Raw genomic sequence first — 20,058 nt, forward strand, 5'->3', positions numbered from 1 at the left:
GCTTCGGCGCGCGAGAGCTCGGCCTCAGGTCGCGGGGGCGACCAGGCGGGCCACGCGCACGCGGACCGTCGCCGGCTCGTCGTCCCCGCCCGCACCCCGAGCCGCCGTCGCGACCGCCGCGGCGACGGCGGCGCTGTCGTCCTGCGTCGAGACCCCGATGCACACCGTGATGGCCCGGGCGCCCGGAACGTCGTCGACGGCGGACAGCGAGCCCTCGACGTCGGCGACGTGCTCGAACGCCCGTGCGACGACGGGCCGAGCGGAATAGCACTCCCGCACGCCCTCGACCGCGGTGACGGCCAGGTCGATGCGCGGAGCCAGTTCGGCTGCGGTGATGCGGGTCATGCGTCTTCCCCCTCGTCCAGATGCACGTCGCCGACGGTCACGTCGACGCGGCCCACCTTCAGATCGCCGTGCCTTTCGATCGCCAGACGGATCCCGTCGCGCATCTCGTCGACGGCGGCGGTGATCGCGCGCCCGAAGCGCACGCTGACCGTCACGCGCACGTCGAGCGGCGCATCGGGCTCGAGCTGGTTCAGCCGCACCCGGCCGACGAGCAGACCCTCGATCCCGTCGCCCACCGTACGGATCAGCTCGTACAGCGCGCCCTCGGTGACGACGATCTCGGTCCCGTCCTCGGTGCGCGCCAGGGGGATGTCACGGCCGGAGCGGAACTCCCGCATCACCTCCCGCATGATGCTGTCGTACCAGGAGTCGGCGAGGGGTTCGGCCGCCTGCTCCTCCACGATCTCGCGCGACAGCCGGCCCATGCGCTCCATCGAGGCGAGGATCGCCTGGCACTCGGCGTTGCGTTCGATCGCGGAGATGCGGGGGGTGCGCCCACGATCGAGGTAGGCGGAGAGGTCCTCCAGCGAATAGCCGGAGCCGCCGACGTCGTCGTTGAATTCGCTCATTCCGGTCACCTCCACTCCTGCATGCGTTCCAACACGGTCTTGCGAGCCCGGGCGAGGCGGCCTCGCACGGTGGCGGCCGACTCCCCCACCTCGACGGCGATCTCGTCGTAGCTGTGGCCGCCGACCTCGCGCAGCACCCACACCACGCGCAGTTCCTCGGGCAGCTCCGCCAACACCTTCTTCAGGGCGTCCATCTGCGACGACGCCACGGCTGAGCGCTCCGGGTCATCGGCCGCCGAGACCATCTCCTCGTCGATCTGATCGGAGATCTTGCGGGAACGGAGGCGATCCGTCGCCTTCCGCGACACGATGGTCGTGAGCCAGCTTCGCACCTTCTCGGGATCGGTGAGATCAGGCAGGCGACGCCACGCCGTGATGAGCGCCTCCTGGACGCAGTCGTCGGCGTCCGCCCGCGAACCGGTGAGGCGCGTGGCGAACGCCACGAGGAACGGCGCGTGTCGACGCACCAAGACCCCGAACGCCAGCTGGTCGCCGTCGGCCGCGCGCGACGCGAGGAAGGCGTCGGTGGCGGTGGACAAAGAGGGCATCGTGGTTCCTGTCAGCGAATTTCCAGCCTCGAGTCGTGACGTTTCACGAACCGGGTCCGTCCACATAGCGAAACACCCCGCACCCTTCGGGGACGGGGATCTTGACGAAAGGACGCTCCTCATGGCACAGAACTCCTCCCTCTCCGCCGACGCCCGCACCAGCGGCGGCAAGACCGTCATCGTCGACCCCGTGGTCGCCAAGGTCGCCGGCATCGCCGCGGCCGAGGTTCCCGGGGTTCACGCCCTCGGCGGCGGCGCCGCCCGCGTGATCGGCAACATCCGCCAGGCCGTCGGCGCCAAGGACTACGCGCAGGGCGTGAGTGTCGAGGTCGGCGAGACCGAGGTCGCCGCCGACATCGCGATCCAGGTCGACTACCCCGAGCGCATCCAGCGCGTGGCGGACGACGTCCGGTCGTCCGTGCGCCAGGCGATCACCGAGATCGTCGGCATGAAGGCGGTCGAGATCAACGTCACCGTGGTCGACGTCTTCATCCCCGGCGACGACGACGAGCAGGAGGAGGCGCGCGTCCACTGACGTGTCGTCCGGGCCCGCGAGCACGCCGCTCGCGGGCCTTTCCTCTGCCCGGCGCGGCGAACCGATCGGCGGGTCGCGTCAATGGACGCACCGGGGTCGGAGCCGACCGCTATCGTCGGCGACACCCCTCCCCCACACCCCAGGAGTCCTATGCGCATCGCCCTCACCGGCTCGTCCGGCAAACTCGGCACCGTCGTCGCCCGCGAACTGCGCGCCGCCGGCCACGACGTGATCGGCCTCGACGTCCGCGGCGAGCGCGGCCCAGGGTTCGTCCAGGTCGACCTCACCGACTACGGCCAGGTCATCGACGCCCTCGCCGGCGTGAACGACCAGCACAGCGGCGTCGACGCCCTGGTGCACCTCGGCGCGATCCCGGCCCCCGGCATCCGTTCCGACGTCGCGACCTTCCACAACAACATGACCAGCACGTTCAACGTGTTCTGGGCCGCGGTGCGGCTCGGCATCGAGAAGATCGTCTACGCCTCCAGCGAGACCGTGCTGGGGCTCCCCTTCGATGTTCCGCCGCCCTACATCCCCGTCGACGAGGAGTACGCGCCGCGGCCGGAGTCGGTCTACTCGCTCGTCAAGACGCTCGAAGAACGCATGGCGACCGAGCTGGTGCGGTGGAACCCCGACCTGTCGGTCACGGCGCTGCGCTTCTCGAACGTGATGGTCCCGGAGGACTACGCGGACTTCCCCTTCGACGCCGACGCCCGCACCCGCAAGTGGAACCTCTGGGGCTACATCGACGCACGCGACGGCGCCCAGGCGATCGAGCGTGCCCTCGAGGTGGCCCCGGCGGGCTTCGAGACGTTCATCATCGCCGCGGCCGACACGGTCATGACCCGGCCGAACGACGAGCTCGTGGCCGAGGTGTTCCCGGGCGTCGAGACGCGCGAACTGGGCGAGAACACGACCCTGCTGTCCATCGACAAGGCGCGGCGCCTGCTGGGCTACGACCCGCAGCACTCCTGGCGCGACGGGCGCTGACCCGCGGCCCGTGGGGGCGTGACAGACTCGCCGGATGGATGCCGATGAGTCGCCGAACACGCCCCCACCGGCGCCGCCCACGCCCGCGTCGGACGAGCCGGTGATCCCGCTGCCCACGGCGCACGAGAAGGAGACGAAGTTCCTCGCGCGCAGCGGAGCGGTGGTGACCCTGCGTCTCATCGACACCGGGCGGTTCGAGGTCAAGCTCGACACCCGCGGCGACTACACCGCAACCCTCCTGCACGAGGGAGACACGTTCGCCCTGCACCCGGCTCCGGGCGTGCACGCGATCGGAGGAACGGACCTGACCGCGACCGACCTGTACGAGCGGTTCTGACCGCGAGCACAAGCCCCGGCGCCGAGGTGCGGGCGGCGGATTGACTGGTCTCCTCGACCTCCGGGAGGACCACCGTGAACGCCACCGCTCAGCCCGCCACCACGCCCGGCGACGCCGGTGACGCGACCGACCGCTACGACGTCGCCGTCATCGGCGCAGGGCCCGCCGGCACCGCCGCAGCCCTCCGCGCCGCGGAGCTGGGTGCGCGCGTCGTCGTGCTCGAGGCCGGTCGCGTCGGGGGGACATGCGTGAACACGGGGTGCGTCCCCACCCGTGTCCTCGCGAAGGCCGCGCGCCTCATGCGCGAGACCCGCTCGGCCGACGACTACGGCATCGTCGTCGATGAGCCGCGCGTGGACTGGTCGGCGGTCGTCTCGCGCGTGCACGAGCGGGTGGATGCCGTGCGGTCGATCAAGCGGGAGGCCGAACGGTTCGCGGAGGCCGGCGTCGACCTCGTGCACGAGGGCCGCGCCCGCTTCGCCGACGAGCACACCCTCGTGCTCGACAGCGGCCGACGCATCCGGGCGGAGTCGATCCTCGTGTGCGTGGGCGGGCACTCGCGCCGTCTTCCCATCCCCGGCGCGGAACTCGCCACCGTCCCCGAGGACGTCCTGTCGCTGCCCGATCTGCCGGGTCGGGTCGCCGTGATCGGCGCGGGCAACACCGGCGCGCAACTGGTGACGGTGTTCCGCTCCTTCGGATCGGAGGTGACGCTGCTCGACGTCGCGCCGCGCGTGCTCATGGCGTCGGACGCCGCGATCTCGCGGGTGATCGCCGACTCGCTCACCCGGAACGGCGTCGACGTGCGCACCGGAATCGACACCGTCGAACGACTCGATCGTCGCGACGATGGGGCGATCAACCTGACCTGGCGGGAGGACGACGACAGCCGGAGCATCGACGTCGACGTCGTCGTGATGGCCACCGGGTGGCCCGCCGACGTCGAGGACCTCGGTCTGTCGAAGGCGGGGGTGGAGGTGGAGCGTTCGGCGATCCCCGTCGACCGCTACTTCCGCACGATCGTTCCGCACATCCTCGCGGTCGGCGACGCGAACGGTCGCGACATGCTCGTACAGGCGGCGCAGTTCGAGGGTGAGGCCGCGGCCGAGAACGCCGTCCTGGGGGCGAACCGCCGCACGCCGCACCACCTGCTGCCCGCGGGCGGATTCACCGACCCCGACTACGCCGGCGTCGGCCTGACCGAGGAGCAGGCGCGCGATCGCGACCCGTCGTGCGTCGTGGCCACCGTGCGTTTCGCCGACCTCGATCGGGCCGTCATCGACGACCGGGAGAACGGGTTCCTGATGCTCATCGCGGACCGTCGCCGCGAACTCGTGCTGGGCGCTCACGCGGTCGGCGAGAACGCGGTCGAGGTCATCCAATCGGTCACCACCGCCATGGCGGCCGGCATCGACGTCGCGACGCTGGCGGGGGTGCGCTTCGCCTACCCCACCTACAGCGCGGTGATCGGTAATGCGGCGCGCGCTCTTCTGCACGCCGACGCCCCGGCGCTGCTGGAGTGACACACTGACAACGTGACCGCCGCGAACTCCGCCCCGACCGCTGCCGACGTGCCCGCCCGGCGGGGCCGGCCCGGGTACGACCGCGACGGCATCCTGGCCGTCGCGGTGCAGCTGTTCAACGAGCAGGGCTACGACGCCACGAGCGTGTCCGACCTCGCGCGCCGCCTGGGGCTGGCCAAATCCGCGCTGTACCACCACTTCTCCTCGAAGGAGGAGCTGCTCTCGGTCGCCCTCGAGGCGGCCCTCGGCGGGCTAGAAGCGGTGCTCGACGACCCCCGCGCGGCCGAGGGTGCGGCATCCGATCGCCTGCGGCACGTGCTGACCGGAGCCACCGACGTGCTCGTCGCGCAGCTGCCGGCGGTGACCCTGCTGCTGCGCGTACGCGGCAACAGCCCCGTCGAGCAGGCGGCCCTCGAACGCCGGCGCGTCTTCGACCACCGCGTGACCGCGCTCGTCGCCGACGCCCAGGCCGAGGGCGACGTGCGCGACGACGTCGACGCCGCCGTGGCGGCGCGCCTGCTGTTCGGCATGATCAACTCCGTCGTGGAGTGGTACCGCCCCGGGGGCGGCGTCGACGGCGATCGCCTCGGGGCCGACATCGTGCGCATCGCACTGGAGGGCCTGCGCACGTCCTGACCGGCGCGGGCGTTCCGGCCCGGGGGCGCGCGATGACCGAAACGGGGCCCCGCGCCGTCGCGCAGGGCCCCGTCGTGGCATCCGGGATCAGGCCCTCAGGTCGATGCCCTTGGGCTCCTTGATGAACGAGACCGCGACCAGCGACACCAGGGCGGCGACGGCGATGTACGCGCCGATCGTCCAGGACGCACCGGTCGAGCGCAGCAGCGCCTCGGCGATCATGGGGGCGAAGGCGCCGCCCAGGATCGCGCCGAGGGCGTAGCCGATCGAGACGCCGGAGTAGCGCACGTTCGCCGGGAACATCTCCGCGTACAGCGCCGCCTGGGGACCGTATGACAGGCCGAGGCCGAGGGTCATGACGAACAGGGCGACGAAGTACCAGACGATGTTCCCCGTGTCGATGAGGAACCACATCGGCACGGCCCAGATCGCCAGCAGGAGATACCCGAGCTGAAAGGTGCGCACGCGACCCAGCGTGTCGGAGAGTCGACCGCCCCAGAGGGTGAATCCGAGCCACCCGAAGGATGCCAGGGTCGTGGCCAGCAGCACGGTGGGGCGCTCGAGCCCGAGGACGGTGACCGTGTAGGTGGCGAAGAAGGCGATGAGCAGATAGCCCGCGGCGTTGTTGCCGATGAACACCAGCGCGGTCAGCACGACCTGCCGCCAGTTCTTGCGGAACAGCTGACCGAGCGGCGCGGAGGACTCCTTGCGCCGACGCAGGAGGTCCTCGAAGACGGGGCTCTCCTCCACCGCGCGGCGGATGACGTAGCCGACGACGATGAGCACGATCGAGAAGAGGAAGGGCACGCGCCAGCCCCACGCGAGGAAGGCCTCGGCCGACATCGACGAGGTGAGGATCCACAGCGTCGCGGTGGCGAGGATCATGCCGACCGGCACGCCGATCTGCGGGTACGCCCCGAAGTACCCGCGACGGTTCGCGGGAGCGTGCTCGACCGAGAGCAGTGCCGCCCCTCCCCACTCGCCGCCGGCCGAGAAGCCCTGGAGCACGCGCAGCAGGATGAGCAGGACGGGGGCCGCCACACCGATCGCCGCGTAGGTCGGCAGCACGCCGATGAGGGCCGTCGAGACCCCCATCATGATGAGCGTGAGGACGAGCATCTTCTTGCGGCCGAGGCGGTCGCCGAGGTAGCCGGCCACGATCGCGCCGAGCGGGCGGAAGAGGAACGAGATGCCGATCGTCGCGAACGACAGCACCTGGGCGATGGCCGGGTCGGTCTGGGCGAGCGGGGCGAGGAACAGCGGCGCGAGCACGAGGCCGGCCGCCTGGGCGTAGATGAAGAAGTCGTACCACTCGATCGAGGTGCCCACGAGCGTGCCCGCGAGGACGCGCCGCTCCTCTCGGGTCACGCCGGTGGTGGCGGGGGCGGATGCCGCTGTCTGCGAGGCCATGAGAACTCCGTCGTTCTGTGGGCGGGGAATCTCGGGGGCACTGTTACCGACCGAGCGTTCAGTAATAGTGTCAGAGGCGCGACCGTCCGACAAGAGGACGGCGGAAGGAGCCGCCATGACACCGTGGACCATCGTTCCCGGCGCCCTCGACGAGCGTCTCGGCATCGTCGTCACGGCGCAGTCGACCGACGGCGTCAGCGCGTCGATGCCCGTCGACGGCAACACGCAGTCGCTCGGTCGGCTGCACGGCGGCGCCACCGCAGCCCTCGCCGAAGCGGTGGGGTCGTGGGCGGCGATGATCCACGCCTCGACCCTCGGGAAGGTCTGCGTCGGCGTCGACCTCAACATCACGCACCACCGCGGCGCCCGCGACGGGCGCATCCACGCCGTCGCGACCCCGGCCCACCGCGGGCGCCGTGTCGCGACCTACGACGTGCGCGTGACCGACGACGACGACCGGCTGGTCGCGACGGCGCGCATCACGAACCTGCTCGTCGAGCCGGACTGAGAGCGTCCGTCTCACCGCGCGCAGACCAGGTTCGATGACGCACGCCCCGGGGAAGCACAGCGATGGCATCCGGAGGCGGTCACCGCCGTGTTCGACGGCCGCCCCGGCGAGCGCGCAAGGGATGCCGCGCGCCGTGCTCTGGCATCCTGGGTGACATGACGAGGATCCGAGGGAGTGCACCGCCCCCATGCAGTGCACTCCCTCGCCCGTCGACCTCAGTCCCGAACATCTGTCGACGGGCGTATGGGCGTCGTCTCGAAGCCGGAGACGACACCCACCCCCATCTGTGTGGTGTCAGTGGGGGCGCATTCCTTACAAGGGGACGAAATCTTTTTCCTGCGCGTCGCCGCGTAAGGATTCCCGGCATTCCGACACAGCCCTCTCGAACGCACGGAGACGCGCGCCGGTGATCGACGAGACGGAATTCGTGGCGCTCTTCCGCGAGCACCACAACGCCGTTCGGCGGTTCATCGAACGGCGCGTGTCGGATCGCGAGGCCGCCGCCGACCTCACGATGGATTGCTTCGAGATCGCGTGGCGCAAACGCGATCCGCGTGATCCGTTCGGATTGCCGTGGTTGTACCGCACCGCGCGCAACCTCATCGCGAATGAATATCGGCGACGCGACAGGGAGGGGGCATTGTGGACGCACATCGAAGACCACGTGCGCGCTCTGGCGAGCGAGGCCGAACCCGCGATGGCGCAACGCCTCGTCGATGCCATCCGCGGTCTTCCCGAGCGCGAACGCGAGATCCTCTGGCTCACGTATTGGGAGGAGCTCTCGGCCGCCGAGGTGGCCCTTGTCATGGAGATGAACGCCGGCGCGGTGTGGACGCGACTGAATCGAGCGAGGGCACGGTTGCGACCTCTCCTCGACGGCGCCGTCGTCCCCGCGAAGGGGGTGGGCGATGACCGACGATGACCTCGCGCGCGCGCTGCGCCGCCTCGACCCCGCCGAGACCCCGCTCGACGCCCCCCTCCCCCTCGACGCCGAGCGGCGTCTGCGGCAGATCCTCGACCGCCCGCCCGTGCGTCGCCGTCGCCCCGCACTGGCGTGGACGTCGGCGGCCGCCGCCGTCGTGCTGATCCTGACCATCGTGACGGGGGTGCTGTGGATGCCGGGGTCCTCGGCATCCGCTCTCACCCCCAAGCCCCTCGTCTACACGGCCGTGCCCAGCGGAACCGGCGCCGCGGAGGTGGTCGCGGACGCGCAGGCCCGGCTGGCCGCCGGGGACGACGGCGCCGCCGCGGAGCGCCGCTCCCTGTCGCTCGGCTGGTACTTCAGCGCCTCCCCCGACGGGGCCGAGGCGACGGTGTTCCGACGCGAGTGGGTGGATCTGCGGTGGAACGAGGACTTCTCCGGGTCGGTGGTGACCACGGCGGCCGAGGCCACGAACGCCGACGGCGACACCGTGCCGAACGTCGACCCCGCTCCCGGGACCGTCGTCGGTGACGTGCGTTACGTGCGCAACCAGTTCCGCCCCCTGTCGCCGACGCCGCCGGAGGCGTCGCCCGAGGCGATGCGCACGCTGCTGACGACGGCGACGGGGGCCACCGACACCTTGGACGCCGGCGATGCCATCGTGGGGGTGCGGAGCATCCAGGGCGAGTGGACCCTGGACGACGCCCAGCAGTCCGCGCTGCTGGACGTCGTCGCCGCGTCGCCCGGTCTTCGGGCGCTCGGGACGGCCCAGGACCGCCTCGGGCGCGAGGTCGTGGGCCTGGCCGGCATCCCCTCATCGACCGCGAACACCGAGGTGACGCTGCTGCTGTCGACCGAGACCGGACGCATCGTCGGATTCGAGTCGGCGCTGATCGCCGCGAACACCGACCTCGACCTGCCCGCCGGGTCGCTCACCGAATACGCCCTGTGGGACGCGCAGGACAGAGAGGGCGCTCCCCGATGAGCCGCACCGACGATCAGCCCGCCGACCTCCACCCCGACATCGCCGCGGCCCTCGCCGCGATCCCCGGCGGGGTCGTCGTCGATGCCCGCCACGCGGTGTGGCCGGAGCTCGACATGAGCGTCGACGTGCCCGCCGACGACGACAAGGCGGTCGGCAGCTGCGCCACCGGCAATGTGTGCGCCTTCAGCGGCACCGGCCTGTCGGGCACGCGCGTGTCATGGTCGACGTGCGGCACGTACGCGCCGGGCATCACCGTGCGCTCGATCGCCAACGCCCGGTCGGCGGGCTACGCTCAGGCGCGCACCTCGGCGGGAGCGGTGCTGGCCACGGCGATCGCGGGCTCCTCGGCGAACGTCTCGGGTTCGGTCGCCGACGTGCGCTGCGTGTCCTGAATCCGCGGCGTCAGCGCCACGGACGTTCCGAGCGTTCCCGCCAGTAGACCACCGGGTCCACAGCGAGGGCGTCGAGCTCGGACCGCTCGATCGATCGTGCCGGAGCGACCGCGCCACGGCGCAGGTGCGCGCGCGTGGTCGCGCCGAGAAGCACGACGTCGGCGAAGGACTGCGCCCGCGCGACGCCGATCGCGAAGACGTCGGGATCGGACCCGGATGCCGTCCGGGCGAGGGTGTCGCCCGGTTCGGCCTCGGCCAGCGCGCCGTTGGCGAGCACCTCCTTGAGCACCACCGTCCAGCCGGCGTCGTGCGCCGCGGCGAGCGCCTCACCGGCCGACGCCTCCCGCAGGTTCCACGTCGACTGCACCGCGCGGAACGGCGTGTCGGCGAGGGCCAGGGCCGCGCGCAGCACCTCGCCCTGGCGCGGCCCGCTCGTCGACAGCCCCACGCGCACCCCCTCGTCCCGCAACCGACGCATCCGCTCGAGCACCGCGGCATCCATGAGGACCGGACTCTCGGGGGTGACGGAATGGATCAGGTAGAGATCGGGGGCCGTCCCGAGCGCCTCGAGCGTCTCGGGCCACTGCCGGTCGAACATCGCGGCCGAGTGCTCCTTGCGCTCGTGGACCGCGGCATCCATCTTCCAGTCGCCGACGTACGCATAGCCCCACTTCGAACCGATCGTGAGCGAGGCGCGGCGCTCGGGATGGACTGCCAGCCACGACCCGAGGAACTCCTCGGCGAACCCGTACGACCGTGCCGCATCCACATACCGGATGCCGAGTGCCCACGCTTCGTCGAGCAGCTCGTGCGCCCGCGCGCGCAGGGCGTCGATCGACCGTTCGGCGGGGTCGCCCAGGTCGGCGTCGCGTGCCGTGGTGATGTAGGCCGGGCGCCCGACGGCGGCGAGACCGAGGCCGAGGGGGACGGGGACGCTCATGCTCCGACGCTATCGGGCGCGCGCGGCATCGGACGGGCGGGAACACGACGGGTGCCGGCGCCGTTCTTCCTGCTGTCCGCCGTCGGCGGTGCCTCCAGGAGCCCTCTGCCATGACCTACCCCGACATGCCCGTCGATGACTGGCAGCCCATCTGCCCGGCGTGCGGCATCACGATGCACCCTCTCGTGGACGAGGGGGAGGATGCCGACGAGTGCCGCGAGTGCGGATTCCAGTTGGAGTGGCCGGCCGCACGCGGCGCCGCGCGCGCCGACGACGACGACCGCCCGCACTCGCGCTGGGACGACGAAGGTTGAGCGCTACCGCGCCCGCGACCGCCGCACCTCGACGCCGCTGAGGACGGCGGCGGCCGCCGAGAAGACGACCGACACGGCGAGGGCGACCGTGAGGGCGTCGGCGAAGACGCTCGGATCGGGCGCCGGGGAGCCCGGCCCCGACGCGCGCGTCGCCCCTGCCAGCACGAGGACGAAGCTCGTACCGAGCACCGTCTGGCCGATCGAGGCGCCCACGCGCTGAGCGGTCTGCACCACCCCTCCGGCGACGCCGCCGCGCGCGGGGTCGACCTCGGCCAGGGTGAGCGTCTGGTTCGGCGTCACGATCGCCCCGCCGGCGACGCCGAGGACGAAGAGCGGCACGCACAGGCGCAGGATGACGCCGGTCGCATCGGTGGCCTCGGGCGCGGCTCGGACGACGAGGCCGAGCACGACCGTCACGAGCGTGAAGAGCGACACGGCCCCGAGCAGGAGGGGTCTGCCGACGCGAGACACGAAGCGGCCGGCGACGGGCGCCCCGAAGACCGTGCCGACGGCGTAGGCCGTGACACCCAGGGCCGACTGCAGGGCGGTGAAACCCAGACCGTCCTGGTAGTACAACGCGAGCACGAGCGGGATCCCGGTGTTGCTGCAGAAGAACACCACCGCGAACACGACCCCGATCACGAACGACCGCGTGCGGAACAGGCGGAGATCCACCAGAGGGGCGGCGTCCGTCCGCGTCAGACGAGCCTCGTGGCGGACGAAGGCAACGAGCAGTCCGGCCGCCGGGACGAGCAGAAGGAGCGAGATGGTCCCCCCTGCCTGGCCCGTCTCGACGATCGGGAAGAGCAGGCAGAGAAGTCCCGCCCCCAGCAGCACGACGCCGAGCAGGTCGAGCCGTCGTCCCGCGTCCGGCGCCACCGGCGCGTCCGCGGCCACCCAGCGCCGCGCGAGCAGCACCGCCGCGACGCCGATCGGCACGTTGATGAAGAACACGAGACGCCAGCCGTCGGCTTCGCCGCCCACGGCGATCAGCAGGCCCGCCACCACCGGCCCCAGCGCGGTACCCGCGCCGACGGTGAGGCCGAGCCGCCCGAAGGCCCTCCCCCTCTCGAGCGGGGGGAACGCGTTCTGGATGTAGCCCGACACCTGCGGCCCGATCATGCCGCCGAAGATCCCCTGCACCACACGCGCGGCGATGAGCACCTCGGGCGTCGGGGCGAGCCCCACCAGGGCGCTCGCGACCACGAAGCCCAGCATGGACACCACGAACATGCGCCGGCGCCCGCGACCGTCGCCGAGCCGTCCGCCGATCACCGGGACGAGACCGAAGGCCAGGACGTAGCCCGTGATGACCCACTGCAGCTCACTCGCCCCGGCGCCCGTCGACCGCCCGATCGAGGGGAGCGCGACGTTGGTGACGCTGAGGTCGAGGAGCGACGCGAACTGCCCCATCAGCAGGACGGCCAGCGCGCGCCACCGCCGCGGGTCTGCGGATGCCGTCATCACGCGAGGACGCGACGGATCGACGTCGTCGACCCGCTGGTCGCACCCTGCGTCATCCGCGCCTCCCCGGTTCCCGGGTCCAGGCTACGTCCGACCAGGGTGGCCGAGCCTCTGCGACGTCGGGAAAGCGACCGGAGTGAGCACGATGAGCGCGACACGGGCGGGGACTGATGTGCCGCCGCCCGGCGACGGCTCAGCAACGCGCCGACCACGGCGACGGCTCAACGCTGGGCCGCACCGGGGACGAGCCCGAACTCCTCGTCGAGGGAGGCGATCTCGGCGGTGAACGACTCCACGAGCCGCGCGTGCTCCTCGCCCGGCAACCACGACGCCTCTGCAGAGGCGAGCGCCATGCGCCGCACCTCGGCATGCGAGGCGCCGATCTGCTCGGACACGATCGCGTACTCCTGGGCGAGGGTGGTCGGGAACATCCCGGGGTCGTCGGAGCACGGGATGACGTTGAGCCCCGCGTCGATCATCGCCGCGATGGACGCGCGGCGCCACGGCCGCCACGATCGTCGCGACGTCGTGGAGGCGACGGTGAACGCCACCTGCTGCTCGCGCAGGCGGGCGACGACCGCGTCGTCCTCGAGCACGTAGTACCCGTGGTCGATGCGGTCGCAGCCCAGCACGTCGAGGCACGTGAGGGTGTTGACGGCGGTGGGCGCGTGCTCCGAGGAGTGCGCCGTCCGGCGCAGCCCCGCCTCGCCGGCCAGCCGGTAGGCATCGACGAAACGCTCGGGGGGACCGGCCGTCTCGAGGTTGTCGAGCCCGATGCCCGCGACGTACTCGTGCGGGTTGTCGACGACGCGGCGGACGACCTCGAGGGCCTCCGCACCGCTGCGACTGCGGTCGATGCCCTGGATCATCCGTCCCGACATTCCGAAGTCGCGCTCGGCGCGGCGGATCCCCTCGGCGTAGGCCTCGACCGCTCCGGTGTACCCGAGTGACGACAGGTGCGGCGGGAGGGCGTCGAAGAACAACTCGAGGTGGCGCGTACCGCTTCGCCGGTGGGCGTCTTCGAACGCCTCGTAGACGATGCGCGTGAGGTCGTCGGCGTCGCGCAGCACCTCCACCACCCAGTTGGACACCTGGAAGAGCGAGTACGACACCTCGGGCTCGTCGGCCCCGCGTCCCTGCGGCACCGGGATGCGGGTGTTCTCGTACAGCGCCGGGTCGGGCGGGAGGGAGTTGATGTCGGCGAAGATGCGCTCCGGGTCGTCCGGCAGCGCCAGCCGCTCCCGCCGCGCGAGTTCCGCGAAGGTCGCGGGACGCACGGTGCCGATGAGGTGGCAGTGCAGATCGGCCTTGGGCAGGCGGCGGAGGTAGTCGGCGGGGAGGGGTGATGCGGAGGTCATGGAGCCGTTCGAGCGTCGAGGAGCAAAGGGGTCCCGCCCATCGCGGTGGGGCCGCGATGGGCGGGCGGCCGCCGGGGTGGGGGGAACTCCGGCGGCCGGTCGGGGGGGGTCAGCGCGAGGAGACCTCGCGGGCGAAGCGCTCCACCCACTGGGCGCGGTTGGGCAGCACCTCGGCGGGGTCCAGGGTGGCGTAGCCGGCGGCCACCGGGTCGGCTGCGATGTCGCCCACGACCGCGGTGATCTCCTCGGGGATCTCCGCGTCGAGGGCGACCGGCAGGTCGCCGACGATCTTCGCCGAGGCGCTCTGCGCCTCGACCGAGAGCAGGTAGTCGATGAAAGCGTGGGCGCCGTCGAGGTTGGGGGCGCCGGAGGGGATCATGGCGCGGTTGGTCGCCATGTAGCGCCCCTCGGTCGGCGCCGTCCAGGCGACCGGCTCACCCGAGGCGATCAGGGTGGTCGCGAACCCGCTCAGCGAGTCGGCGGCGACGATCTCGCCCTGGGTCAGCAGGTTCGTCACCTCGGTCGACGAGGTGTAGAACTGCAGGATGCCGGGGGCCCAGCCGCCGAGCGTGGTGTACGCCGAGTCGACGTCGTACGGTCCGGAGCCGTACACCGAGGCGACGCCCGAGACCGCGAGCTGTCCTGCGGTGACCGAGATGTCGGGGAAGGCCAGACGACCGGCGAGAGCGGGGTCGGCGTAGAGGGACCAGTCCGCGGCCTGCGCGGCGGTGACCTGATCGGTGTTGTAGATCGTTCCGTTCAGCTGGTAGCTGTAGGCCGGGCCGTCGAAGCCCTCCTCGGTGGCGAAGTCGGCGATGTTCGCCAGGTTCGGCACATCGGACTCGTCGAAGCTCTGGAAGAGGTCCTGTTCCTGGCCCTGCGCGGCGAAGGTGTCGGAGATCAGCATCACGTCGATGCCGGGATCACCGGCGGCGAGCTGCAGCTGCGAGAGACGGTCGGCGTTGCTGCCGGTCTCGACCTCGACGGCGATGCCGGTCTTCTCCGTGAAGGGGTCGATGATCGCCTGCTGGAACTGCTCGACACCGAAGGGGAACGTGCTGACGACGATGGTGTCGCTCGAGGCGGCGTCGTCGCTCGAGCCGGAGCAACCGGTGGCGACGAGAGCGGTGGCGACGAAGACGGACGAGGCCGCGAGCAGGCGGCGGGTGGGGCGGGTCATGCGGGTTCCTCTCGTGCGGCGGCGGAGCCGCGGCTGCGGTGCAGGTGTGTACGGGTGGGGCAGGACGGGGTGGTGCTGTTGCGGGTGGTGCTGTCAGGCGGCGAGGCGGATCAGGCGCGATGCGGCCGCCGAGACGGTCACACGGTCGCCCGGGCGGGCTGTGACCGCTTCGTCGCGGACGTCGGCCATCAGACGGACGGCTTCACCCTGCGCGTCGACGGTGTCGACCGTTACGAGCCGGTCCACGCCGCGGTAGGCGACATCGACGACGGTGCCGTCGAGGGTGAGAGCCCCGGCGGTCGCGAGACCGTCGATCTCGAGGTGCTCGGGACGGATCGTCGCGGTCGCGCCGTCGGACAGGACGAGGAAGTTCTCGTACCCGAGGAACTCGGCCACGAAGCGGTTCGCCGGGGCGGTGAACACCTCGGTCGGTGCCCCTTCCTGCATGATGCGTCCCTCGCGCATGAGGACCATGCGGTCCGACATCTCCAGCGCCTCGTCCTGGTCATGCGTGACGAGCACGACCGTGAGGCCGGTCTCCGCTTGGATGCGACGGATCTCGGCGCGCATCTGCACACGAAGCCGCGCGTCGAGGTTCGACAGCGGCTCGTCGAGGAGGAGGAGCGTCGGGCGGATGGCGATCGCGCGGGCGAGGGCGACGCGCTGCTGCTGCCCGCCCGAGAGCTTCTTGGGCCGGCTGGCGGCGAGATGCCCCAGCCCGACCAGATCGAGGGCTTCGGCGACGCGGCGCGTCCGCTCCGGCCCGGCGACCTTGCGCAACTTCAGGCCGTAGCCGACGTTCTCCGCGACGCTCATGTGGGGGAAGAGCGCGTACGACTGGAACACCATGCCCAGGCCCCGTCGCTCGGGCGGGGTGCGCGTGGCATCCGTCCCCGCGATCATGATGCGCCCCGAGGTGGGCTGCGTGTACCCCGCGAGCATGCGCAGCGATGTGGTCTTGCCGCAGCCGCTCGGCCCGAGCAGCGTCGTGAGCTGACCGGTCGGGATGGAGAGGTCGATCGCATCGACGGCTGTGAAGTCGCCGAAGCGCTGGGTGACCCCGACGAATTCTGCTGCAGTGGTCATCGGTTGATCCCTCCGAAGATGCGGGCGAAGCCGACGGTGCGTTCGGCGATGACGGCCACGACGACGGTGCCCGCCAGGATGATGGTGCTGGTCGCCGCGACCATGGGGTCGTAGCTCTGCTGCACGTAGTCGAGCATCGTGACGGGCAGGGTGCGGAAGTCCCGGCTCTGCAGCAGCAGCGACAGCGGAACGTTGTTGAACGACGTGACGAAACTCAGCAGCCCCGCCGAGAAGATGCCGGGCCGAAGGAGGGGCAGTGTCACCGTGAAGAACGCCCGCAGGGGCGACGCCCCGAGACCGCGAGCGGCCTCTTCGACGCTGGGATCGGCCAGCGCGAGAGAGGCTCCGGTCACCCGCACGGCGTACGGGAGCATCAGCACGGTGTGGCCGATCAGGAGCACCGGGAAGTTGTCGAGGCGCAGCCCGATGATGAGCTGCTGGTAGAGCGCCAGCCCGACGACGAGCTCGGGGACGATGAGCGGCGAGAGGAAGAGACCCTCGACGATGCCCTTGCCGGGCAGGCGCCCGCGGTGGATCGCCAGGGTGACCGGCACGCCGATCGCGAGGGCGAGGATCGTCGCCAGCAGTGCGAGCTCGAGGCTGGACACCAGTGCCGAGGTGAACGGCTTGTAGGCGAAGGCCGCGCCGAACCAGCGCAACGAGAAGCCCTCGGGAGGGAAGCGCAGCGTTCGCCCGCCGGTGAAGGCGGTCGCCACGACGAACAGGATCGGCACGATCATGACGATGTAGCCGGCGACGGCGAGGGATGCCGCGACGGGACGCGAGGTCTTCACGAGGTCGCCCCCCGTCGTCCGGCGATGGCCGACAGGCCCGACACGGCGAAGACGAGGACCGTCATGATGATGGCCGTGGCGCTGGCCGCGGCCCAGTCGATCGTGACGCTGGAGTACGAGTAGAGCTGTGTCGACAGCATCCGCTGGCTGGATCCTCCGAGCAGGTACGGCGTCGTGTACGCGGTGACGCTGCCGGCGAAGACGAGCGTGGCCGCGACCACCATGCCGGGGGCCGACAGGGGCACCACGATCCCCCAGAAGGTGCGGGTACGCCCGGCGCCCAGACCGCGCGCCGCGTCATCGAGACCGGGGTCGACCTGCGCGACGGCCGAGTAGCAGGAGATGATCGCCAGAGGCAGGAACAGCTGAGTGAGACCGAGCACGATCGCGAGTTCCGTGTACAGCAGCTGCGGCGCCCTCTCGACGAGGCCGAGGCCGACGAGGAGCTGCCCGATGGCCCCGTTCGAGCCGAGCAGGACCAGCCAACCGAAGGTGCGGACGACGTTGCTGAGCAGCAGGGGGAAGATCGCGAGGGCGAGCAGGACGCCGGCCCACCGCGAGGTGGACCGCGCCAACAGGTAGGCGATCGGGAAGCCGAGCACGATGCAGACCACGGTGACGATGAGGCCGAGACCGACCGTGCGACCGATGATCGCGAGGTCGTAGGGGTCAGTCAGCATGCGGCTGAGCCGGTCGAGGATGTCGAGCGGGCTGACCCCCGGCGGGGCGAAGAGCATCGCCACCGAGGGGATCAGGAAGCCCACCAGCAGCAGCGCCAGCCCGGGGAGGGCGAGCAGTCCGGTGCGGCGTGAGAGCACGGGCCGACTCCGATCATGAGGGGTTGCAACCGGTTGCGCAACCGGTTGTTACCACCGTAGGGGGCGGCGAGTCGCTCACGCGACCTCCCGTGTAAACAGCGTGTAAAACGCGGACGCAACCGGTTGTGGCCGCTCAGTAGGATGAACGGACTGCGCGCGGTGCTCGCGTCTGTCGGAAGGGGGCGCAGTGACCACGCTGGCCGATGTCGCCGCTCTTGCCGGGGTGGCCAAGTCGACCGCTTCGCGTGCGCTCGGCCGCCCCGACCTCGTCGCCCCCGACACCGTGGCACGGGTGCGTGCCGCCGCCCTACAGCTGGGCTTCGTCCCCAATCGCACCGCGAGCCACCTCGCCCGCGGCAGCAGCGGGATCGTCGCCCTCGTCGTCCCGACGCTCGACAACGCGTTCTTCACCCCCATCGTCGCGGGGGCGCAGTCTCGCGCGCGTGAATCCGACCTTCAGCTCACCGTGGCGGTGCACCGCCTCGACGACGCCGACGACCTCGTCGAGTTCGAGCGCCTCGCGCGACAGGTCGACGGCTGCGTCCTCGTCGCGCCGCGCGGGCCTGACGAGATCGTGCAGGCGGCCGCCGTCTTCGGCCCCACCGTGCTCGTGGACCGCGAGATCCAGGGCATGACCTCCATCGTCGCCGACACGGCGAGCGCCTTCGCCGACCTCGCCGCCCGCTTCGCCGACACCGGTCATCGCGCCATCGCCTACCTCGGCGGCCCGGAGGGCTCGTGGCAGGACGCGCAGCGCAGCGCCGCGATCGCTCGCGCCGTCGCGGACCGCGCGCAACTGACGACGCTCGGTCCCTTCCCCGCGACCTTCGCCGCGGGGGTCGCCGCCACCGATGCGGTCGTGGCCTCCGGTGCGACCGCGGTGGTCCCCTACGCGACCTCGATCGGGCTCGGCCTCGTCTTCGCCCTGCGCGCCCGGGGTGTGTCCTCACCCGGGGAGATCGTGGTGAGCGCGGAACGACTGGTGGCCGAGGCGATCGGCGCCGACGAGGTGCCCGCGATCGACGTCGACGGCGAGCAGCTCGGCCGCGAGGCCATGACCGCCCTCGTCGATCTCCTCACCTCGGGAGTGGATGCCGGCGAAACGCGCCGACTGCCCGTGTCGGTGCACTGGCCGGAGTAGTCCCCGGTCTGAGCCGACGGCCGCAGCCCACCCCCGACGGCCACCTCGATGGTCCGCGCGGGGCGCGTCAGGCGCGCGCGGCCGCCGAGGTCATCGGGCACTCGAAGGGATCGCGCGCGGCCAGGCCCACGCGGTTGAGGTACCGGATGACGATTCCGTACGACTGCAGCAGCGTGGTCTCCACGTAGGGCACGTCGAGCGTCTTGCTGTGCTCCTTGACGATCGCCCGGGCGCGGCTGAGGTGCGGGCGCGGCATGTTCGGGAACAGGTGGTGCTCGATCTGGTAGTTGAGTCCGCCCATCAGCCACGTCGCCCACCAGCCGCCGGTGATGTTGCGCGAGGTGCGCACCTGCTTGCTGAAGAAGTCGAGTTTGGCGTTCGGCGCGATCACGGCCATGCCCTTGTGGTTCGGAGCGAAAGACGCCCCCATGTAGACCCCGAAGACGGCGAGCTGCACGCCGAGGAACGCGAACGCCATGCCGATCGGGAGGAAGACGAAGACGGGCGCGACGAACACGGCGAAGCGCAGCGCGATGATGCCCAGCTCGCTCCACCGCCCCTTCACCTCTCCGCGCGAGAAGAGGTGGCGGAAGGCGTGCGCGTGCAGGTTCGCGCCCTCGAGCGTGAGCAGCGGGAAGAACAGCCACCCCTGGCGACGCGTGATCCAGCGGCGCAGGCCGCGCGCGGTCGCGGCATCCTCGTCGACGAAGGAGATCGTGTCGACCTCGATGTCGGGGTCCTTGCCCACGCGGTTCGGGTTGGCGTGGTGGCGGGTGTGCTTCGACGTCCACCACGACAGGCTGATGCCCACGACGCCGGCAGCGAGCCACAGGGCCAGGCGGTCGTTGGCGCGTCCCGACGCGAAGATCTGCTTGTGCGCCGCCTCGTGGGCGAGGAAGGCGACCTGGGTGAAGAGGATGCCGAGAGCGGCGGCGATCAGCAGCTGGAACCAGCTGTCCCCGAGAAGGACGAAACCGGTGATCGCCCCGCCGAAGCCGAGGGCGAGCACCGTGCCGACCAGCGCATAGAAGCGGCGGGCACGCGTGAGCAGTCCCGTCTCGCGGACGACCTGCGACAGTTCCGTGTACGCCTTGGCCATCGGGGGGAAGTCGGCCGTTCCCTTGTAGGTCTGGCGGATCGGTCCCATCCGGGATTCGATGACGGGTGCAGCCATGGCATGCTCCTCGGTTCTGGGTGACCGCTAAGGCCGGAAGCCATGGGCGGATGCCGAGGACTGAGGTCGACGCTACGTCGTGCATATGC

The 20,058-nt window shown here is 71.3% G+C and carries 23 protein-coding genes; 11 read left to right on the forward strand and 12 right to left on the reverse strand.

The genetic code is table 11. The features are described from left to right. Positions 1-24: 24 nt before the first annotated feature. The 3 genes from AB0230_RS08465 to AB0230_RS08475 are packed head-to-tail and all read right to left on the reverse strand — an operon-like array spanning position 25 to position 1,462. A complete protein-coding gene (locus AB0230_RS08465; protein ID WP_315995040.1) occupies positions 25-345 on the reverse strand; it encodes a hypothetical protein in 321 nt (106 codons plus the stop codon). Further along, entirely contained in the window at positions 342-914 is a 573-nt protein-coding gene (locus AB0230_RS08470; protein ID WP_315995041.1) for a hypothetical protein, read from the reverse strand. Before AB0230_RS08470 ends, AB0230_RS08465 begins: the two co-directional genes overlap by 4 nt. Before the next feature lie 5 nt (positions 915-919). Then, a complete protein-coding gene (locus AB0230_RS08475; protein WP_136586844.1) occupies positions 920-1,462 on the reverse strand; it encodes a sigma-70 family RNA polymerase sigma factor in 543 nt (180 codons plus the stop codon). Between the two features lie 121 nt (positions 1,463-1,583). On the opposite strand from AB0230_RS08475, the gene AB0230_RS08480 reads away from it, so the two are divergent. From AB0230_RS08480 to AB0230_RS08500, 5 genes are all read left to right on the forward strand, one after another. Continuing rightward, the gene (locus tag AB0230_RS08480) at positions 1,584-1,997 is read left to right on the forward strand and encodes an Asp23/Gls24 family envelope stress response protein (RefSeq protein ID WP_315995042.1); all 414 of its coding nucleotides are present in this window, start codon (positions 1,584-1,586) and stop codon (positions 1,995-1,997) included. Between the two features lie 150 nt (positions 1,998-2,147). Further along, on the forward strand, positions 2,148-2,987 hold the full coding sequence (locus AB0230_RS08485) for an NAD(P)-dependent oxidoreductase (protein ID WP_366375129.1): 840 nt from the start codon (positions 2,148-2,150) through the stop codon (positions 2,985-2,987). Positions 2,988-3,021: 34 nt separating this feature from the next. Next, positions 3,022-3,324, forward strand: coding sequence for a hypothetical protein (locus AB0230_RS08490; protein ID WP_315995044.1), 303 nt, complete (start codon positions 3,022-3,024; stop codon positions 3,322-3,324). A 74-nt stretch (positions 3,325-3,398) separates the two neighbouring features. Further along, positions 3,399-4,847, forward strand: a complete 1,449-nt coding sequence (locus AB0230_RS08495; RefSeq protein WP_363390400.1) for an NAD(P)/FAD-dependent oxidoreductase — start codon at positions 3,399-3,401, stop codon at positions 4,845-4,847. Positions 4,848-4,859: 12 nt separating this feature from the next. Then, complete coding sequence (locus tag AB0230_RS08500; protein ID WP_366375131.1) at positions 4,860-5,483, forward strand: TetR/AcrR family transcriptional regulator; 624 nt, start codon at positions 4,860-4,862, stop codon at positions 5,481-5,483. An 87-nt stretch (positions 5,484-5,570) separates the two neighbouring features. Here AB0230_RS08500 and AB0230_RS08505 read toward each other — a convergent pair whose 3' ends face one another. Further along, entirely contained in the window at positions 5,571-6,893 is a 1,323-nt protein-coding gene (locus AB0230_RS08505) for an MFS transporter (RefSeq protein WP_315995047.1), read from the reverse strand. Between the two features lie 115 nt (positions 6,894-7,008). Between AB0230_RS08505 and AB0230_RS08510 the strand changes: the two genes are divergently transcribed. The 4 genes from AB0230_RS08510 (at position 7,009) to AB0230_RS08525 (ending at position 9,700) form a co-directional block, all read left to right on the forward strand. Continuing rightward, positions 7,009-7,401, forward strand: a complete 393-nt coding sequence (locus AB0230_RS08510; protein ID WP_366375133.1) for a PaaI family thioesterase — start codon at positions 7,009-7,011, stop codon at positions 7,399-7,401. A gap of 406 nt (positions 7,402-7,807) precedes the next feature. Further along, on the forward strand, positions 7,808-8,323 hold the full coding sequence (locus AB0230_RS08515; protein WP_363390407.1) for a sigma-70 family RNA polymerase sigma factor: 516 nt from the start codon (positions 7,808-7,810) through the stop codon (positions 8,321-8,323). After that, entirely contained in the window at positions 8,310-9,308 is a 999-nt protein-coding gene (locus AB0230_RS08520; RefSeq protein WP_366375136.1) for a hypothetical protein, read from the forward strand. The genes AB0230_RS08515 and AB0230_RS08520 overlap by 14 nt, the downstream gene beginning before the upstream one ends. After that, a complete protein-coding gene (locus AB0230_RS08525) occupies positions 9,305-9,700 on the forward strand; it encodes a peptidase inhibitor family I36 protein (RefSeq protein WP_315995051.1) in 396 nt (131 codons plus the stop codon). The genes AB0230_RS08520 and AB0230_RS08525 overlap by 4 nt, the downstream gene beginning before the upstream one ends. Before the next feature lie 10 nt (positions 9,701-9,710). Here AB0230_RS08525 and AB0230_RS08530 read toward each other — a convergent pair whose 3' ends face one another. After that, positions 9,711-10,640 (reverse strand): aldo/keto reductase, encoded by a 930-nt coding sequence (locus tag AB0230_RS08530; protein WP_366375138.1) that lies wholly within the window; start codon positions 10,638-10,640, stop codon positions 9,711-9,713. Between the two features lie 110 nt (positions 10,641-10,750). Here AB0230_RS08530 and AB0230_RS08535 point away from each other — a divergent pair, with 110 nt between their 5' ends. Further along, positions 10,751-10,954 (forward strand): hypothetical protein, encoded by a 204-nt coding sequence (locus AB0230_RS08535; RefSeq protein ID WP_366375140.1) that lies wholly within the window; start codon positions 10,751-10,753, stop codon positions 10,952-10,954. Between the two features lie 3 nt (positions 10,955-10,957). On the opposite strand, the gene AB0230_RS08540 is transcribed toward AB0230_RS08535, so the two are convergent. The 6 genes from AB0230_RS08540 to AB0230_RS08565 all read right to left on the reverse strand — a co-directional run bounded on the left by AB0230_RS08540 (position 10,958) and on the right by AB0230_RS08565 (position 17,654). Further along, positions 10,958-12,418, reverse strand: coding sequence for an MFS transporter (locus AB0230_RS08540; RefSeq protein WP_363578342.1), 1,461 nt, complete (start codon positions 12,416-12,418; stop codon positions 10,958-10,960). 221 nt (positions 12,419-12,639) lie between these two features. Continuing rightward, complete coding sequence (locus tag AB0230_RS08545; protein ID WP_366375142.1) at positions 12,640-13,776, reverse strand: hypothetical protein; 1,137 nt, start codon at positions 13,774-13,776, stop codon at positions 12,640-12,642. A gap of 109 nt (positions 13,777-13,885) precedes the next feature. Beyond that, entirely contained in the window at positions 13,886-14,956 is a 1,071-nt protein-coding gene (locus AB0230_RS08550; RefSeq protein ID WP_363390423.1) for an extracellular solute-binding protein, read from the reverse strand. Between the two features lie 93 nt (positions 14,957-15,049). Then, entirely contained in the window at positions 15,050-16,042 is a 993-nt protein-coding gene (locus tag AB0230_RS08555) for an ABC transporter ATP-binding protein (RefSeq protein ID WP_315995057.1), read from the reverse strand. Next, positions 16,039-16,836: an ABC transporter permease gene (locus tag AB0230_RS08560; protein WP_315995058.1), complete on the reverse strand. Its 798-nt coding sequence runs from the start codon at positions 16,834-16,836 to the stop codon at positions 16,039-16,041. Before AB0230_RS08560 ends, AB0230_RS08555 begins: the two co-directional genes overlap by 4 nt. Continuing rightward, the gene (locus AB0230_RS08565) at positions 16,833-17,654 is read right to left on the reverse strand and encodes an ABC transporter permease (protein ID WP_315995059.1); all 822 of its coding nucleotides are present in this window, start codon (positions 17,652-17,654) and stop codon (positions 16,833-16,835) included. The genes AB0230_RS08560 and AB0230_RS08565 overlap by 4 nt, the downstream gene beginning before the upstream one ends. Before the next feature lie 187 nt (positions 17,655-17,841). Between AB0230_RS08565 and AB0230_RS08570 the strand changes: the two genes are divergently transcribed. Beyond that, positions 17,842-18,795, forward strand: a complete 954-nt coding sequence (locus AB0230_RS08570; protein WP_366375145.1) for a LacI family DNA-binding transcriptional regulator — start codon at positions 17,842-17,844, stop codon at positions 18,793-18,795. A 67-nt stretch (positions 18,796-18,862) separates the two neighbouring features. On the opposite strand, the gene AB0230_RS08575 is transcribed toward AB0230_RS08570, so the two are convergent. After that, complete coding sequence (locus AB0230_RS08575; protein ID WP_363390431.1) at positions 18,863-19,969, reverse strand: acyl-CoA desaturase; 1,107 nt, start codon at positions 19,967-19,969, stop codon at positions 18,863-18,865. Between the last annotated feature and the right edge of the window lie 89 nt (positions 19,970-20,058).

It is taken from the genome of Microbacterium sp. NPDC089190 (assembly GCF_040701795.1).
GTDB lineage: Bacteria > Actinomycetota > Actinomycetes > Actinomycetales > Microbacteriaceae > Microbacterium > Microbacterium galbum.

Bases quoted from the DNA above. Each gene is read 5' to 3' on its own strand.
- AB0230_RS08465 (WP_315995040.1), bottom strand. From the start codon at position 345: ATGACCCGCATCACCGCAGCCGAACTGGCTCCGCGCATCGACCTGGCC.
- AB0230_RS08470 (WP_315995041.1), bottom strand. From the start codon at position 914: ATGAGCGAATTCAACGACGACGTCGGCGGCTCCGGCTATTCGCTGGAG.
- AB0230_RS08475 (WP_136586844.1), bottom strand. From the start codon at position 1,462: ATGCCCTCTTTGTCCACCGCCACCGACGCCTTCCTCGCGTCGCGCGCG.
- AB0230_RS08480 (WP_315995042.1), top strand. From the start codon at position 1,584: ATGGCACAGAACTCCTCCCTCTCCGCCGACGCCCGCACCAGCGGCGGC.
- AB0230_RS08485 (WP_366375129.1), top strand. From the start codon at position 2,148: ATGCGCATCGCCCTCACCGGCTCGTCCGGCAAACTCGGCACCGTCGTC.
- AB0230_RS08490 (WP_315995044.1), top strand. From the start codon at position 3,022: ATGGATGCCGATGAGTCGCCGAACACGCCCCCACCGGCGCCGCCCACG.
- AB0230_RS08505 (WP_315995047.1), bottom strand. From the start codon at position 6,893: ATGGCCTCGCAGACAGCGGCATCCGCCCCCGCCACCACCGGCGTGACC.
- AB0230_RS08510 (WP_366375133.1), top strand. From the start codon at position 7,009: ATGACACCGTGGACCATCGTTCCCGGCGCCCTCGACGAGCGTCTCGGC.
- AB0230_RS08520 (WP_366375136.1), top strand. From the start codon at position 8,310: ATGACCGACGATGACCTCGCGCGCGCGCTGCGCCGCCTCGACCCCGCC.
- AB0230_RS08525 (WP_315995051.1), top strand. From the start codon at position 9,305: ATGAGCCGCACCGACGATCAGCCCGCCGACCTCCACCCCGACATCGCC.
- AB0230_RS08530 (WP_366375138.1), bottom strand. From the start codon at position 10,640: ATGAGCGTCCCCGTCCCCCTCGGCCTCGGTCTCGCCGCCGTCGGGCGC.
- AB0230_RS08535 (WP_366375140.1), top strand. From the start codon at position 10,751: ATGACCTACCCCGACATGCCCGTCGATGACTGGCAGCCCATCTGCCCG.
- AB0230_RS08540 (WP_363578342.1), bottom strand. From the start codon at position 12,418: ATGACGGCATCCGCAGACCCGCGGCGGTGGCGCGCGCTGGCCGTCCTG.
- AB0230_RS08545 (WP_366375142.1), bottom strand. From the start codon at position 13,776: ATGACCTCCGCATCACCCCTCCCCGCCGACTACCTCCGCCGCCTGCCC.
- AB0230_RS08550 (WP_363390423.1), bottom strand. From the start codon at position 14,956: ATGACCCGCCCCACCCGCCGCCTGCTCGCGGCCTCGTCCGTCTTCGTC.
- AB0230_RS08555 (WP_315995057.1), bottom strand. From the start codon at position 16,042: ATGACCACTGCAGCAGAATTCGTCGGGGTCACCCAGCGCTTCGGCGAC.
- AB0230_RS08575 (WP_363390431.1), bottom strand. From the start codon at position 19,969: ATGGCTGCACCCGTCATCGAATCCCGGATGGGACCGATCCGCCAGACC.